The organism is Sphingomonas sp. GW821-FHT10F11 (assembly GCF_058809095.1).
Map to the genome: position 1 here is coordinate 743,814 of NZ_JBXASH010000001.1, position 15,144 is coordinate 758,957.

The 15,144-nt window shown below is 65.1% G+C and carries 13 protein-coding genes; 7 read left to right on the forward strand and 6 right to left on the reverse strand.

The features are described 5' to 3' along the window. Positions 1 to 7 precede the first annotated feature (7 nt). Positions 8 to 832 (reverse strand): hypothetical protein, encoded by an 825-nt coding sequence (locus AC1RT8_RS03625; RefSeq protein ID WP_493074214.1) that lies wholly within the window; start codon positions 830 to 832, stop codon positions 8 to 10. A 22-nt stretch (positions 833 to 854) separates the two neighbouring features. On the opposite strand from AC1RT8_RS03625, the gene hppD reads away from it, so the two are divergent. From hppD to AC1RT8_RS03650, 5 genes are all read left to right on the forward strand, one after another. After that, complete coding sequence (hppD, locus tag AC1RT8_RS03630; RefSeq protein ID WP_493074215.1) at positions 855 to 1,928, forward strand: 4-hydroxyphenylpyruvate dioxygenase; 1,074 nt, start codon at positions 855 to 857, stop codon at positions 1,926 to 1,928. Positions 1,929 to 2,145: 217 nt separating this feature from the next. Then, a complete protein-coding gene (hmgA, locus tag AC1RT8_RS03635) occupies positions 2,146 to 3,429 on the forward strand; it encodes a homogentisate 1,2-dioxygenase (RefSeq protein ID WP_493074216.1) in 1,284 nt (427 codons plus the stop codon). 211 nt (positions 3,430 to 3,640) lie between these two features. Next, positions 3,641 to 3,805, forward strand: coding sequence for a hypothetical protein (locus AC1RT8_RS03640; protein ID WP_493074217.1), 165 nt, complete (start codon positions 3,641 to 3,643; stop codon positions 3,803 to 3,805). A gap of 8 nt (positions 3,806 to 3,813) precedes the next feature. After that, positions 3,814 to 4,914, forward strand: a complete 1,101-nt coding sequence (locus tag AC1RT8_RS03645; protein ID WP_493074218.1) for a hypothetical protein — start codon at positions 3,814 to 3,816, stop codon at positions 4,912 to 4,914. A gap of 154 nt (positions 4,915 to 5,068) precedes the next feature. After that, positions 5,069 to 6,016, forward strand: coding sequence for a hypothetical protein (locus tag AC1RT8_RS03650; RefSeq protein ID WP_493074219.1), 948 nt, complete (start codon positions 5,069 to 5,071; stop codon positions 6,014 to 6,016). A 17-nt stretch (positions 6,017 to 6,033) separates the two neighbouring features. On the opposite strand, the gene AC1RT8_RS03655 is transcribed toward AC1RT8_RS03650, so the two are convergent. Together AC1RT8_RS03655 and AC1RT8_RS03660 are read right to left on the reverse strand one after the other, a co-directional pair. Next, positions 6,034 to 7,659 carry a hypothetical protein gene (locus tag AC1RT8_RS03655; protein ID WP_493074220.1) on the reverse strand — a complete coding sequence of 542 codons (1,626 nt, stop codon included), beginning with the start codon at positions 7,657 to 7,659 and terminating at the stop codon, positions 6,034 to 6,036. Positions 7,660 to 8,578: 919 nt separating this feature from the next. Next, entirely contained in the window at positions 8,579 to 10,114 is a 1,536-nt protein-coding gene (locus AC1RT8_RS03660; RefSeq protein ID WP_493074221.1) for an aminoacyl--tRNA ligase-related protein, read from the reverse strand. An 83-nt stretch (positions 10,115 to 10,197) separates the two neighbouring features. Between AC1RT8_RS03660 and AC1RT8_RS03665 the strand changes: the two genes are divergently transcribed. Further along, positions 10,198 to 11,091: a DMT family transporter gene (locus tag AC1RT8_RS03665; protein WP_493074222.1), complete on the forward strand. Its 894-nt coding sequence runs from the start codon at positions 10,198 to 10,200 to the stop codon at positions 11,089 to 11,091. Positions 11,092 to 11,145: 54 nt separating this feature from the next. Continuing rightward, complete coding sequence (locus tag AC1RT8_RS03670; protein WP_493074223.1) at positions 11,146 to 11,613, forward strand: methyltransferase family protein; 468 nt, start codon at positions 11,146 to 11,148, stop codon at positions 11,611 to 11,613. Here AC1RT8_RS03670 and AC1RT8_RS03675 read toward each other — a convergent pair. From AC1RT8_RS03675 to gcvPA, 3 genes are all read right to left on the reverse strand, one after another. Beyond that, positions 11,610 to 12,125 carry a CcdC protein domain-containing protein gene (locus tag AC1RT8_RS03675; protein ID WP_493074224.1) on the reverse strand — a complete coding sequence of 172 codons (516 nt, stop codon included), beginning with the start codon at positions 12,123 to 12,125 and terminating at the stop codon, positions 11,610 to 11,612. The genes AC1RT8_RS03670 and AC1RT8_RS03675 overlap by 4 nt on opposite strands. Positions 12,126 to 12,211: 86 nt before the next feature. Beyond that, positions 12,212 to 13,780 (reverse strand): aminomethyl-transferring glycine dehydrogenase subunit GcvPB, encoded by a 1,569-nt coding sequence (gcvPB, locus tag AC1RT8_RS03680; RefSeq protein WP_493074225.1) that lies wholly within the window; start codon positions 13,778 to 13,780, stop codon positions 12,212 to 12,214. Further along, the gene (gcvPA, locus tag AC1RT8_RS03685) at positions 13,777 to 15,135 is read right to left on the reverse strand and encodes an aminomethyl-transferring glycine dehydrogenase subunit GcvPA (protein ID WP_493074226.1); all 1,359 of its coding nucleotides are present in this window, start codon (positions 15,133 to 15,135) and stop codon (positions 13,777 to 13,779) included. The genes gcvPB and gcvPA overlap by 4 nt, the downstream gene beginning before the upstream one ends. Between the last annotated feature and the right edge of the window lie 9 nt (positions 15,136 to 15,144).

Genomic DNA, 15,144 nt, shown 5'->3' on the forward strand with positions numbered 1-15,144 from the left:
GCGGGCTTCAGAAACAGGTCGGCTGCCCGCGTTTGACCGATTCGTCGATCGCCCTGCCGAAGACCTGCTTGATCTGATCGAGGATCAGCCCCTCATTGGGGCTCATCGCGATGGTGCTGCCGCAACTGGTCCATTTGTCACCGGATTGAAGCGACCAGACGATCGCGACCCGCTCGCCGTCCTCGCTGCTGGAGCTCGCCACCGAGCCTTCGATCCGGAAGTCGGAAGCCCCTGGCTTGGCAATGGACTTGACCACCTCGCCATTGATCCTGGCGGCCCAGCCGCGATCCCCGGCGGGGTCCGGATTCAGGGCTATTGTGGGATGCGATCGCGCCTCGCCGGCCGTCTCCGTCCGGGCTTCCGGCGCGTTCTGCGGCAGCGCCTTCTCGGCGGAGCCGGCGGCATCCTGCCGAACGATGCGGGGCGTACCCGACGCATCGTCGCGCGCGGTGGAGATCCCGAAAGGATCGCTTCGCAGGCCCATCACCAGAAGCGCGACGATGAGCAAGGCCGTCATGGGAAGGCGGACAAAGTCCGGCATCTGAAACCGGAACAGGGTGAAGATCGATGCGAGCGAAAAAAACAGGAGCATCAACAGGGTAGCGATGCCGAGCGGAGTCCGTACCGACACGAAAAGGGCCATTTCGGTGCCCAGCGTGGCCAGCGCGAACAGGAGTGCGAGGAACCCGGCGCGGTCGAACCCGGGCTCGCTTGATTTGAATCCTGCCATATCGTCCAGAGCCCGTAGTCGGCGGCTGGAGTGATGGCAAGGCGACCTGCCACCGAAGTGGACGGACCGAAAAAACTGCGATATAGTTACATCTGTTACCACTTCTACTCCTCGGAGATTCACGATGACCGACCCGCATGACAACCCCATGGGCCTGGACGGCTTCGAGTTCGTCGAGTTCACCGGGCCAGATCCCGATGCGCTGGCCGATCTGTTCGTGAGGATGGGTTTCACCCATGTCGGCACGCATCGCTCGAAGAATGTCCGCCGCTATGCCCAGGGCGACATCAACTTCCTGCTCAACATGGATTCGAACGGCCAGGTCGCGAATTTCCGCGAGCAGCACGGCCCCTCGGCCAATGCGATGGCCTTCCGCGTCGCCGATGCGGCCAAGGCGTTGAAGCTCGCGGTCGAGCGCGGCGCGACCCCGGTCGAGGGCAAGGTCGGTCCTGCCGAACTCAACATCCCGGCGATCGAGGGAATCGGCGGCGCGAACCTCTATCTGGTCGATCGCCGCGGTGCCGCGACGATCTACGATATCGATTTCGAGCCGGTCGAAGGCGCCTCGCCCGACCAGCATTCGGTCGGCCTGCACACGCTCGACCACCTCACCCACAACCTGCAGCGCGGGCGGATGGATTATTGGGCGGACTATTATTCGCGCATCTTCAACTTCCGTCAGATCCGCTATTTCGACATCGAAGGCCAGGCGACCGGCCTCTTCTCCAAGGCGATGACCGCGCCCGACGACAAGATCCGCATCCCGCTCAACGAGAGCCAGGACGAGCATTCGCAGATCGAGGAGTTCATCAAGGACTATAAGGGCGAAGGCATCCAGCATCTCGCGCTGGCGACCGACGATATCTTCGGCACCGTCGACAAGCTGCGCGCCAACGGCATCCGCTTCCAGGTCACGCCGCAAACCTATTTCGACCTGATCGACAAGCGCCTGCCGGGCCACGGGCATGACGTCGAGGAGATGCGCAAGCGCGACATCCTGATCGACGGCGCGCCCGAGACCGGCGGCGGCCTGCTGCTGCAGATCTTCACCGAGAACATGGTCGGCCCGATCTTCTTCGAGATCATCCAGCGCAAGGGCAATGACGGCTTCGGCGAGGGGAACTTCAAGGCCCTGTTCGAGAGCATCGAGCTGGACCAGATTCGCAGGGGTGTCGTGCCTGGGGCGGTCGAGGCGTGACCCAAAACGCCCTCTCCCCGGATGGGGAGAGGGTACCGAAGCTTGGCAGCTTGCTGCCTTAGCGTAGGTAGGGAGAGGGGCGATGCGGCGCCTTGCGCCGCGCGGTCGCAAAGCGACGCTTAACCCCTCTCCCAGCTTCGACTAAGCCCGCGTGAAGAACGCGGACTAAGTCTGCGCAACCCTCTCCCCTTTCAGGGGCGAGGGCGAAGGAGGCAAAATGACCGACTACCAAACCGGCTTCGGCAACCATTTCGCGACCGAGGCAGTCCCCGGCGCCCTGCCCATCGGCCGCAATTCGCCCCAGAAGCCCCCTTTCGGCCTCTACACCGAGCAGCTCTCGGGCAGCGCGTTCACCGCGCCGCGCCACGAGAATCGTCGCTCCTGGCTCTACCGCCTGCGCCCCTCCGCCGCGCATCCCGCCTTCACGCGCTACACCGGCGCCAGGCGCTTCGCCCCCGGCATCAGCAAGCAACCGCTCGCCCCCAACCGCCTGCGCTGGGCCCCGCTCGATCTCGAAGACACCGACTGGCTCGACAGCCTGACGACGATGGTCGTCGCCGGCGACGGCCCCGCCGCCCAGGCCGGCGTCGCGATGCACCTCTACCGGGCGTCGAGGGACATGATCGACCGCGCCTTCGTCTCCGCTGACGGCGAGCTGCTGATCCTGCCGGAAATGGGCGCCCTCACCCTGTTCACCGAACTCGGCCGGATCGACGTGAAGCCCGGCGAGATCGCGCTGATCCCGCGGGGCGTGCGCTTCCGCGTCGTGCTGCCCGAGGGCAAGGCGCGTGGCTATGTCGCGGAGAATCACGGCATGCCGTTCCGCCTGCCCGATCTCGGCCCGATCGGGTCGAACGGTCTCGCCAATCCCCGCGATTTCGAAACGCCGGTCGCCTGGTTCGAGGATCGCGAGGGCGATTTCGAGCTGGTCCAGAAATTCCTCGGCAAGCTGTGGACGACCAATCTCGGCCGCTCACCGATGGATGTCGTCGCCTGGCACGGCAATTACGCGCCGTGGAAATATGATCTCGCGCGCTTCAACACGATCGGCACGGTCAGCTTCGACCATCCCGACCCTTCGATCTTCACCGTTCTCACCTCGCCCAGCGACGTGCCCGGCACGGCGAATGTCGATTTCGTGATCTTCCCGCCGCGCTGGATGGTGGCGGAAGACACGTTCCGCCCGCCCTGGTTCCACCGCAACGTGATGAGCGAATGCATGGGCCTGATCTCGGGCGCCTATGATGCCAAGGCCGACGGCTTCAATCCGGGTGCGCTGTCGCTGCACAACCAGATGAGCGGCCACGGCCCCGATGTCGCGAGCTGGAAAGGCGCGAGCGAGGCGGAACTGAAGCCGCACAAGATCGACGGCACCATGGCCTTCATGATCGAGAGCCGCTGGGTGTTCCACCCGACCGACCATGCGCTGGAGACCGGCGCGCTGGACGAGGATTACGACCAGGTGTGGACCGGGTTTCCGAAGGCGGAGCTGCCGGGATAGGCGCGCCTGCGGGGGAAGGAGGGATCCTCTCAGAACGAACGACTGTTTTGCGCCCCAATATCCGTCGTTCGCGTTAACATCCTTCGATCCCGAAAGCGGCCATTCGTTCATCGAGCTCGAAGGTCAGTTTTTTTGGGGCCTCGCATACGTGGCTTTGACGTGCCTCCTGTCGAAAGCCTACTTGTAGTAGTGGTTTGGTGAGGGGTTCGCGATGCTGACAATGGAACCAGAGCCCGACATCGCAACCTATTGCAACCGCCAGATCGAGCTGCTCGAACGGAACCGATGGGCCAACTGGCTGGATCCGGCCGTAACCGCTGCCGACATCCTGCGCACGCTGCCGGGCAGCATCCTCGACGTTCTCCAGGTCGGCTAGGCCTCGGCATGGACAGTCCGAACCCCGTCGAGCTGATTGGCCTACTCGCATCCGGCGAGCGGCTTTGCCTGCTGCCGCTCTCCCGGGTGCTGGTCGAGGACGCGGCCTGGATCTCGCGGGACGTGGCGATCTTCCCGCCCGGCGCGCTCGACGGCGAGACGCTCAGAACGGTCGGCTGGCCCGAACAAGAATATCAGCAATCGCTGGGCAAGGGCGGCCTAATCATGCTCGAGGGCGATGCGCTCCATTGGGTCAAGAGCGGCGCGACCCGGATCGACCGGCCGGACTTTTTCGGCAGCGCGCTGCTCGCGCTTCCGGTCGCGATCGATTGGGACGCCTTCCTGATGCCGTCGAGCCACGAAGCGCATCTCGAGATGCTGGCGGCGGCAATGGACCGGGCCGAGCGGACGATGGACCTGATCCGGTTCGAGCATTGCCGCATGGGTCTCGCCGACCATATTCCCGGCCGCGCCGGGCTGCTCGGCGATACCGGTTTCTGCGCGGGGCTTTTCTACGCGCCCGAGGATCACGAAAGCTACATCGTCGCGGGCAAAGTGCTGACGCATCAGGTCATCGCCGGTATTGGGCTCGACCTGACGGGCGCGCCGATTGTGCGGCCGATCGGGGAGGGCGAGGTCGGGTCGGTCGCGCGCCACGCATTACGGCTCTATTCCGAAGCGCTCGAGGCGGCGACCGACACGAGCCGGTTCGTGCAGCTCCTCTCGCTGATCGAATTCCTTGCCGCGCCCGCTGACTATATCGCGATGAAGCGAGCGAAGCGGGCCATCGCGCGGCAAATCGCGCGCGACCAGGCCGACTATCGCGCGATCCTCGACGACTTCCTCTATCTGACGAGCGAAAGCGGTGCGGCGACCGGCTCCAATCGCGGGCTGCGTCACAATATCGTGCATCTCGGCAAGCGCTTGGAAGACCTGACGACCCGCGAAGAGAAGGAGGCCATCTTCCGCCGCCTCGCGCGCTATATCGGCGCGACGCTCGCGCAGCTGCTCGCGCAAGACGAGGAGGACTGGTCGGTGATCGAGGCGCTGCGCGCCGCCGGTGTCGCCCGGCTCGGCCTGACCGGCGAAGAGGCGGCCTATCAACTATAGCAGCTGCAACTTCAACGACGGCCTGCCGGTCACGGTTCGCTTCGCGCGCATGGTCGGCGATGTTCTGACGATGGGCTCGGCGAAGGGCTAGGAAAAGCAGCCGTTCAAATTTTACGTCAAGTGTCGATTGGCGAGAGGAAACGGGAGGGATTGCATGGATCTGTCGGCCGCCAATACGGAAGCCAACTTGCGGTTCCACCGCTTCCATGAGCGCTTCAACCGGTCGATCAAGGTCCAGGCGATCGGACTTGGTCTGCTCGCCGATGAGATTGATGCGGGGACGCCGCCAGAAACCATCAAGGAGCGGCTCTACGCCCGGCCCGGCTGGCTTTGGGGCGGGATGCCCGACTGGACCGGTCCACGGGACGAGATCGATCTCGCCTTGCGCGACATCGGTCAGGCTGGAGTCGTCCGGGCCTTTTCAGCCTTTGATCTCTTCCTCGACGATATCCTCGCCGAGCTGACCAGCTGGAGCGATTTTTCCGGCGAGATTGTACTCGAGCCTACCGACGCCAGCTCGACCGGCAGCGATACGGCGGACAGCGATCGGGTCGAGAAAATCTACGCCCGCCTGGGCGCGTCGCGCGCCCGCCAATCGGACGTCTGGGCGGTCTATGTCTATTTCCGGCGCGCGCGTAATTGCATCGCCCACCGCGAAGGCGTCGCGTCGCGCGGTCTTGTCGAGGCCCATGCCGCGCCAGAGTTGCAGCTCACGCTCGATCGGTGGATCGAATGCACGGGCGAGCTGACCGCGCCTGCGCTGGTCGCCGTCCGCGAAGGGGAACAGATCGATTTCAGCCACCGCCAGGCTATCGCTGCCTCGTCGACGCTGCGGCTGATGACGATCGATCTCGGTCGCCTTGCTATCGAACGCCTGGGTGAGCGGGGATTCGTCTTTCTGGCAGCGCGGCGGACGTTTTTCGACGATCCGCCCTTGCCGGCGACGCTTCAGATGACCTCGATGGTGAAGGCGTTCAACAACGCCCTGGCCAACCGGTATCGCGTGCGGAACTATGATTCCCGGGAAGCGCTCGGAATTCTGCGATCGCTCGATTTGACCAAGCGATGCAGCGTGCGGTTCGCGGAACTACGCCGGACGTGACGGCTGCGACAAGGCATTCACGTCAATCGTACCTGCAACGCAGCGGCATAATCCTCGACATCGTACCGTAGCATGTCGTCGGTGTCGGCGAACAGATCGGCGAGCCGGTTATGGTAGCGATCGCGATCGGCGCCATCGCCCCGATCGAGCAGCGCCTCGATCAGGCAGGCCCGCATGCGGGACAATTCGGCACCATCGTCGTGAAAGCTGCGTACAGTGCGCAAAATCACGGTGTTGAGGGTAAGCGCCACGCCGCGGTCGATGCGGTCCGAGGTCGCGACCGTCCTCAGAATGTCCGCCAGCGTCAGCACGGCCGCGAAGGGGATGGCGCCGGGTGACTCGCGCCGTTCCGGGAATTGTCGGTGGATCGAGCCTTCGGGAAGGTGCTGGAACAGCTCGACCCAGCCGGTCACAATCTGGGTCAGCTCATACAGAAGGCGCGCGGCGCGGACCGGAAATTCGTCTTCCCGATCGATCCCTTCGCCACTGGAATCGTACCCAGTCTCCAGGCGGCGCGCAAAATGGCGCAGGAAGTAGAGCCACATGTGACCGCGCACGCCTTGCTCGGCGGCCGATCGCACCATGATGTCGAAGAACAGGATCGCGACATAGACGGGGTCGCGGAACTGCTCCTGTTCGAACCAGCCCTGATCGCCGTTGAGCCAAGTCCAATAGCCCGGACGCTCCTCGCCATCGAGGAGGCGCTCGACATAGCGTCCGATCCCGTTCCAAGTCGACAGTTGTTCGGCGCGTTGCGCGTCGGCGAACAGGAATCGCAGTAGTCGGTTACGCGCCGGGAGCGCATAGGCGAGCCCTTCGGAAACCTGGTTCGTTTCGATTTCGTGGTACAACGCGCTACCCGGCGTCGCGAGTAGCTTCGAAAGATAGCGCTCGCAAAAGTCGGCCGCGCCATAGGTCTCGCAGCCGATCAGCGCGATCCCGAAATAGGGGCGGCGCTCGGCGACGTAGTTGAGCAGTTTTGGCGCATTGAACAATATCTGCAGTATGTCGCTGGCGGCGGTCTCCGCGCGCCGGTGATCGGGCACGATATGCGCGAGCCACCGAATCGGTCGTGCCGCCAAGTCCGGCCAGTTCTCGCCGGAATATCGCCGCTCGCCGGGACGCCGCGTAAACCTCGCGAACGAATTGGGGTCGGTCGGGCCGAACTCCTCGAGCCAGTCGTGGAGTCGTTGCTGCCAGCAGCGCCGACGGCTCGCCTTGGCGAGCAACCTCATCCGCGGTTCGAGCAACTTGAGCGCGTCGCCGAACAGCTCTTCGTCGATCAGCTCGACCGCGAGCCGGGAGATTGCCGGCACGGTGCCCAGCGATGGCCGCCAGCGATTGTGGATGATCACCGACAGGACAAGCCAGGCGAACGCGATAACGAAGGCGAACTTGCGCGGCGCGCCGACCTCGCCCTCTGGCAGGATCAGCCAGCTGCACGCGGCCTCGCCCAGCCATCGCGGACAGGTTGGCGGCTGCACGTCGTAGAGCTCGATGCCGAGGATGACGCCGATCGCCATAAGGCCGAGCAGCCCCTGCGCCCGCCAGGCGAGCTCGAGCCGGAATCGCTGGACGGGCGGCAGTACGGCATAGATTGCGGCGAGCAATGCCAGCACTGTGAGGAAGCCGTCCAACGTCATGCCGAATTGCCTGTCGAACCATTCAATCGTTTCAAGACGTCAACTGTCGCCGTTTGCCGACGCCACATCAAGTGGGTGACACGGCGGCGGCGATCGAGACCGACGTTGCGTTCAACGGAGATCGCCTATCTGCGCGAGGAGGATTGGCTGCTTTCCGCCCGCGGTGATGTAAGAGCGGCCATTCCGCAACCGGCCCACTTCCAGCCATAACCGGAAGCGAACTCCAACAGGGTCGCTAGCAGCTTGCCGCGACCCAATGCCGCCGCAATCGTCCCATGACAGACATCACCGCCCCACCAACACCGATTCAAACTCCCGCCCCTTCGTGCTGGAATCTCCCGAACCATCAGGCCAGGCCGATCCGGAGCAGGCCGCCAAGTATCCGATACCCGCACAAAGAAAAGCGCGATGAAAAACCGATACCCCCTGCAAAATTCTGCAAGTAAAATGACAATAGTGTTGCAATACGCTGCGCCCGCCGAGTTCCACCATTCTCAGTCCCCACGCACCTCGCAACCTGCAATGTGCAATAATTCTCGCGCAGCCGCCAAGAACCGCTCGATTCTGCCCTGCTCGCAAGTGTCTCGCATAAATCGCCGGTTATTTGCCGGAATCGAACGCCCCCGCGCAAAGTCCGATAGATGTTCTGCCGCGATACTGCGCCACGGCTCCAACAGCCGGCACGATGACTATCGCACCGGCTGCCCGCCAATCGGCTGCATCCCGGATCGCCTGATGAATCGCGAAAATCGTGATCCAACCGTTTCGGCCACCGATCGATTCAACGGTGCCGCCAGATATGCGAAGGCGAGGCAGGATGGCGCGTGAGCATCATCCCCGCTCTTTCTCATGACCGATCCATTACCGCATCACCCGCGGCGCGACGGAGTGCCGGCGGTGCGACAGGAGAAAATGGGCCCTAGTAGGACCGCCCCACCAAAACCCGTTCCACCGCCGGCTCGCCGGTGAACAGGCACGCGCCATCGACCGCCGCCGCGTCCATCGGCGCGTTGCGGATCGTGAGCTTGAGCGCCTTCAGCCGCTCCACGACCTTGTCGAGCGCAACGCCGGTCGGCTTCGACCATTGCACCTCGACCCAGCCCGGGTTCTTCGCGCTCTCGACAAAGGCCCGCTCAAGCCCCGCAAAATCGGTCACGTCGCGGGCAATGCCCGCCTCGAGCCGCCCACGCGCCTCGGCATGCAGGCTCGCCTGGATGCTCTCCAGCATGCCGGCTGCCTCGGCGAGGAAATCGCCCTGCGGCACGACCTGGCTGTCGAGCTTGCCGTCCTCGCGATAAAGCCGGTCGCGCCGGACCACCGAGACATTCGCCCCGGCGACATCGCGCCCGCCGACCTCGACGATGATCGGCGCGCCCTTCTTCACCCAGCCCCAGCGCTTGGTCGCCGCCTTGGCCGGCTTGAGATCGAACAGCGCCCGCACCGGCTCGCCAAACGCCGATTTCTTCGCCAGCTCAGCCTGCAGAGCCTTGCAATAATCGACGATCGCCGCGTCCTCCGGCTGATCGCGCAGCATCGGCACGATCACGATCTGCCACGGCGCGATCCGCGGCGGCGCGCGCAGGCCGTCATCGTCGCCATGCACCATGATGATCGCGCCGATCAGCCGGGTCGTGACGCCCCAGCTCGTCGTATTGGCCAGTTCGAGTTCGCCAGCCGCATTCTGGAAGCGGATATCCTGCGCGCTGGCGAAATTGGTACCGAGGAAATGCGAGGTGCCCGCCTGGAGCGCCTTGCCGTCCTGCATCATCGCCTCGATCGAATAGGTCGCGACCGCGCCGGGGAAACGCTCATTCTCGGGCTTCTCGCCGGCGATGACGGGCAGCGCGAGGCAATCCTCCGCCAGGCTGCGATACACTTCGAGCATCTTCAGCGTTTCCTCGCGCGCCTCCTCGGCGGAGGCGTGGGCGGTGTGCCCCTCCTGCCAGAGGAACTCGGCGGTGCGCAGGAACATCCGCGTGCGCATCTCCCAGCGCACGACGTTCGCCCATTGGTTGACCAGCACCGGCAGGTCGCGCCACGACTGGATCCAGCGCGAGAAGGCGGCCCCGATGATCGTCTCGGATGTCGGCCGGACGACCAAAGGCTCTTCCAGCTTCGCGGTCGGATCGGGCATCAGCCCGCCCTTGCCGTCGCTCACCAGCCGATGATGCGTGACGACCGCCATTTCCTTGGCAAAGCCTTCGACATGCTCCGCCTCCTTCTCGAAATAGGAGAGCGGGATGAACAGCGGGAAATAGCAATTCTCATGGCCGGTCGCCTTGATCCGGTCGTCGAGCAGGCGCTGAATGCGTTCCCATATGCCGTACCCCCATGGCCGGATGACCATGCAGCCGCGCACGCCGGATTCCTCGGCGAGATCGGCTTCCGTGATGACGGACTGATACCATTCGGCGAAGTTCGCTTCGCGGGTGACGGGGAGTGCGCGCTTGATCATGCGAGGCCGGATAGCGGCTCCGGATTAATCCGTCACCCCGGACTTGTTCCGCGGCGCACTCTTCCGCAAGAGCGAGCGGCCTGATGAACGCCGACCGCATCCTTCCCGCCATCGCGCTGCGCCTCCTGTCGGTCGTGTGCCTCGCAACCATGGCGGCGCTGATCAAGCTGGTGGAGGCCCGCGGCGCGCGCCTGTCCGAAATCCTGTTCTTCCGCCAGCTGGTCGGCATCCCGCTGGTCGCGACGGTGATCGCGCTCGGCCCCGGCCTCGCCACGATCCGGACCGGCCAGTTCTCCGCCCATATCCTGCGCGCGGTGGTCGGGCTGATCAGCATGACCTGCCTGTTCAGCGCCGTGACCCTGCTGCCGCTTGCCGAATCGACGACGTTGCAATTCACCGTGCCGATCTTCGCCACGATCCTGGGCGCGCTGGTGCTGGGCGAGCCGACCGGCTGGCACCGCTGGCTCGCGGTCGCGGCCGGTTTCATCGGCGTGCTGATCGTCGCACGGCCGGGCACCGGGCATTTCGCCCTGTGGGGCACGGTGGCGGGCCTCGCCGCCGGGTTCCTGACCGCTGTCGTCTCGATCCAGCTCCGCCGGATCGGGCGGACGGAGAGCCCCACCACCACGGTCTTCTGGTTCGCGACGCTCTCGATGGTGCCGCTCAGCATCGTCTATGCCTTCGATCACCGGGCGCATTCGCCCGAGGTCTGGCTGTTGCTGATCGGCGTGGGCGTGGTCGGCAATCTCGGCCAGATCGCGCTGACCACCGCGCTCAAGCTTGGGCCTGTCTCGATCGTCGTCCCCATGGACTATTCGTCTTTGCTCTGGGCGACGCTCTACGGCTGGCTGCTGTTCGGCACTCTGCCTGGCCTCCCCACCTGGGTTGGCGCGCCGATCATCATCGGCAGCGGCCTCTATATCGTCTGGCGCGAACATGTCAGGCGACGGACCGAAACCGAACAGGCGATCGTTTAGGTTGCCTTCGCTACGCCCATCCCCGCATGATGGGCGCATAGTCGGGAGAGAAAGATGCAGGTTCATCCGGACAGCGCGAAGATCGGGTTTCCGCCGCCGCTCATCTATCTCGGCATATTGCTTCTGGGTTTCGCCTGGACCGGCCTGACCGGCCGGCTGGGCCCTGCGGGCACGCTCTCGATCTGGACGGGCGGCGCCTTCCTGCTGATGGGCGCGGGCGTTATCATCGCCGGCTCCGAACGATTCCGCAGCATGGGGACCGAGGTGAAACCCTGGCTTCCGGCAACGCGCCTGGTCACGACCGGCATCTACCGCTTCACCCGCAACCCGATGTATCTCGGCATGGCGATTCTCTATGTCGGGCTCGCCATCTTCTTCGACAGCTTCACGGCGCTGCTGTTGCTGCCTGTCGTGATCCTGCTGATCCGCACCCAGGTGATCGCCCGCGAGGAACGCTATCTGCTCGGCAAGTTCGGCGCGGATTATGTCGCCTACAAGAAAAGCGTTCCGCGCTGGTTCTAGGCCTTCGCGGCCCGCGCCTCGTCGAGCAGCCGCTTCGCACGCAGATACATCTCGACACGCTGCACGGCGAACAGGCCGAGCGCGAGGACGACGAGAATGTCGGTCAGCATCGCGACGTTGAGGTGCAACGCGCTGCTCCCCGCCTTCGCGGCGGCACGCAGCCCCACGATCACGAACAGGAAGGCGATGCCGGCCAGCGACGCCTTCTGATTGAGCTGGTGCGTCTCCGGATCGACGGTGATCCGCATCGTCTTGCCCCGCTGCCAGCCGAGCGCCGCACCGACCGCCAGCGCTAGGCCACACAACAGCCACCCGATCGGGCTCGGCGGATTCTGGACCAGCATCCAGGCGCAGACCAGCAGGTAGATCGCCGGGAAGATCCACAGCCGCTCGATCCTGAGCGGCCGAAGTTGACTCAGGCGCCGTGCGCGGAACGCGAAGACCAGGACGAAGATCGCCGTCGGGACTGCATATTGGATCCAGCCCTGTGGCTGGCCGGTATGAACCTGCATCCCTGTCCCCGCTCCGCGTCCCGTCAACCCGAGGCCGACAGCGATGCCCCGTGAGTGTGACGGGTTCGTGACCGCGATCGACCGCCCTATTCCGCCGCTTGCGCGAGTTCCTGGTCCTTCCACACCAGCACGGGCTTGCGCGCGGCCAGCGTCTCGTCGAGCCGGCTGCGCGGGGCGAAGTGCGGCGCGGACTTGAGCGCCACATCGCCCGCCTTGGCCCGTTCCGCCACCGATCGCAGCGCACCGATGAACTGGTCGAGCGCCGCCTTGCTCTCGGTCTCGGTCGGCTCGACCAGCATCGCGCCGTGCACCACCAGCGGGAAATACATGGTCATCGGATGATAACCCTCGTCGATCAGCCCCTTGGCGACGTCGATTGTCGAGAAGCCCTCGGCCAGGTTCGAATCCGAGAACAACGCCTCATGCATGCACGGCCCCGAGGCCCCGAACGGCGCGTCGAGCGTGCCGTCGAGCGAACGCAGGATATAGTTGGCGTTGAGCACCGCATCCTCGGCGACCTGGCGCAGGCCGTCCGCACCATGGCTGAGGATATAGGTCAGCGCCCGGGTGAACATGCCCATCTGGCCCTGGAACGCGACCATGCGGCCGAAGCTGCCGGCATGATGCTCCTCCGCGGTCTCCTCCTCGACGAGGTGGAAGCCGTCCGCCGTCTGCTCGACAAAGGGGAGCGGCGCATAGGGCGCCAGCGCTTCCGAGAACACCACCGGCCCCGAACCGGGCCCGCCGCCGCCATGCGGCGTGGAGAAGGTCTTGTGCAGGTTGATGTGCATCGCGTCGATACCGAGATCGCCCGGCCGGACTCGCCCGACGATCGCGTTGAAGTTGGCGCCGTCGCAATAGACCAGCCCGCCCGCTTCATGCACCGCGTCGGAGATCTTGCGCATGTCGCGCTCGAACAGGCCGCAGGTGTTGGGATTGGTGATCATCACGCCCGCCACGTCCGGCCCGAGCCGCGCGGTCAGCGCCGCCAGATCGACCCGGCCTTCGCCGGTCGCGGGGATATCCTCGACCGAATAGCCGGCGAAAGCCGCGGTCGCCGGATTGGTGCCATGCGCGCTCTCGGGCACCAGGATCACCTTGCGGTGCCCCTCGCCCCGCGCTTCCAGCGCGGCGCGGATCGCCAGGATGCCGCACAGCTCGCCATGAGCGCCCGCCTTGGGGCTCATCGCCACCGAATGCATGCCGGTCAGAGTCACCAGCCAATGGGCAAGCTGGTGGATCACCTCGAGCGCGCCCTGCACCGTATCGACCGGCGCCAGCGGGTGGATGTCGGCGAAACCGGGCAGCCGCGCCATCTTCTCGTTGAGCCGCGGGTTATGCTTCATCGTGCACGAGCCCAGCGGGAACAGGCCGAGATCGATCGCATAATTCTGCCGCGACAGGCGAGTGTAATGGCGCACCGCCTCGGGCTCGGACAGGCCGGGCAACCCGATCGGCGCTGTGCGTCCGAGAGTGCCGAGCCGTGACTCGACCTTGGCCGGGGCCGCAACCTCCACGCCGGTCGTCTCGGTCGAGCCGATCTCGAAGATCAGCGCTTCTTCCAGCATCAGTGCCTTGTTGCCGGTGAAGGTCGGCGCGGTGGCGGAACCGGCTTCGGGGCGCTCCGGGCGCCAGCCGCTTGCGTTGATCGTCATGCCAGCACCTCCTGGAGCGCGGAGGCAAATGTCTCGACATCCTCCATGGTGGTCGTTTCGGTCACCGCGACGACCAGGCCGTTCGCAAGATCGCCCTCGCCTGGATAGAGTCGTCCGAGCGACACGCCGGCCAGGATACCGCGATCCGCCAATGTGCGGACCACGGGCCGCGCCTCGACCGGCAGCTTCAGGGTGAATTCGTTGAAGAAGGCGGTGTTGACCAGTTCGACGCCCGGCACCTGCACCAGCCGCTCGGCAGCGGCCACGGCGCCGGCATGGTTGGTCTCGGCCAGCGCGCGCAGTCCGGCCTCGCCGAGCAGGGTCATGTGGATCGAGAAAGCCAGCGCACAGAGGCCCGAGTTGGTGCAGATGTTCGACGTCGCCTTTTCGCGGCGGATATGCTGCTCGCGGGTGGAAAGCGTCAGCACGAAGCCGCGGCGCCCGTCCGCGTCCTGCGTCTCGCCACAGAGCCGGCCCGGCATCTGGCGGACATATTTTTCCTTGCAGCCGAACAGCCCGACATAAGGGCCGCCGAACTGAAGCCCGACGCCGATCGACTGGCCCTCACCCACGACGATGTCGGCATCCATCTCGCCCGGCGCCTTGATCGCGCCCAGCGCCACCGGCTCCGTGACGACCGCGACCAGCAGCGCCTTCTTCGCGTGGCAGGCGGCGGCCAGCTCGGACAGGTCGGCGATGCGGCCAAGGATGTCCGGATACTGGACGACGACGCAGGAGGTGTCGTTGTCGATTCTCCCGATCAGGTCCGCGATGTCCGTCTCTGCCGACAGCGATGGCGTACCGGTTTCCAGCACGTCGCCGGTGAACTTCGCCATGGTCTTCGCGACCGAGACATAATGCGGATGAAGCCCGGTCGACAGGATTGCCTTGGCCCGCTTGGTCACCCGGCGCGCCATGCCGATCGCTTCCCAGCAGGCAGTCGAGCCATCGTACATCGAGGCGTTCGCCACATCGGTGCCGAGCAACCGCGCGACCTGGGTCTGGAACTCGAACAGCATCTGCAGCGTGCCCTGCGCGATCTCGGGCTGGTACGGCGTGTACGCCGTCAGATATTCGCCGCGCTGGATCAGGTGATCGACGCTCGCCGGCACATGATGCTTGTAGGCGCCGCAACCGAGGAAGAAGGGCGCGTCGCCCGCCGCCAAATTCTTGCGCGCCAGCGCCGACATATGGCGCTCGACCGCCAGCTCGCTGGCATGGCCGGGAAGGCCGTGGATCGGGCCGTCGAGCTGGGCGATGGCGGGCACATCGACAAACAGGTCATCGATCGACTTGGCACCGATCGTGGCGAGCATCGCCTGACGATCATTGTCGGTAAGGGGCAGGTAACGCATTCGCAGTCC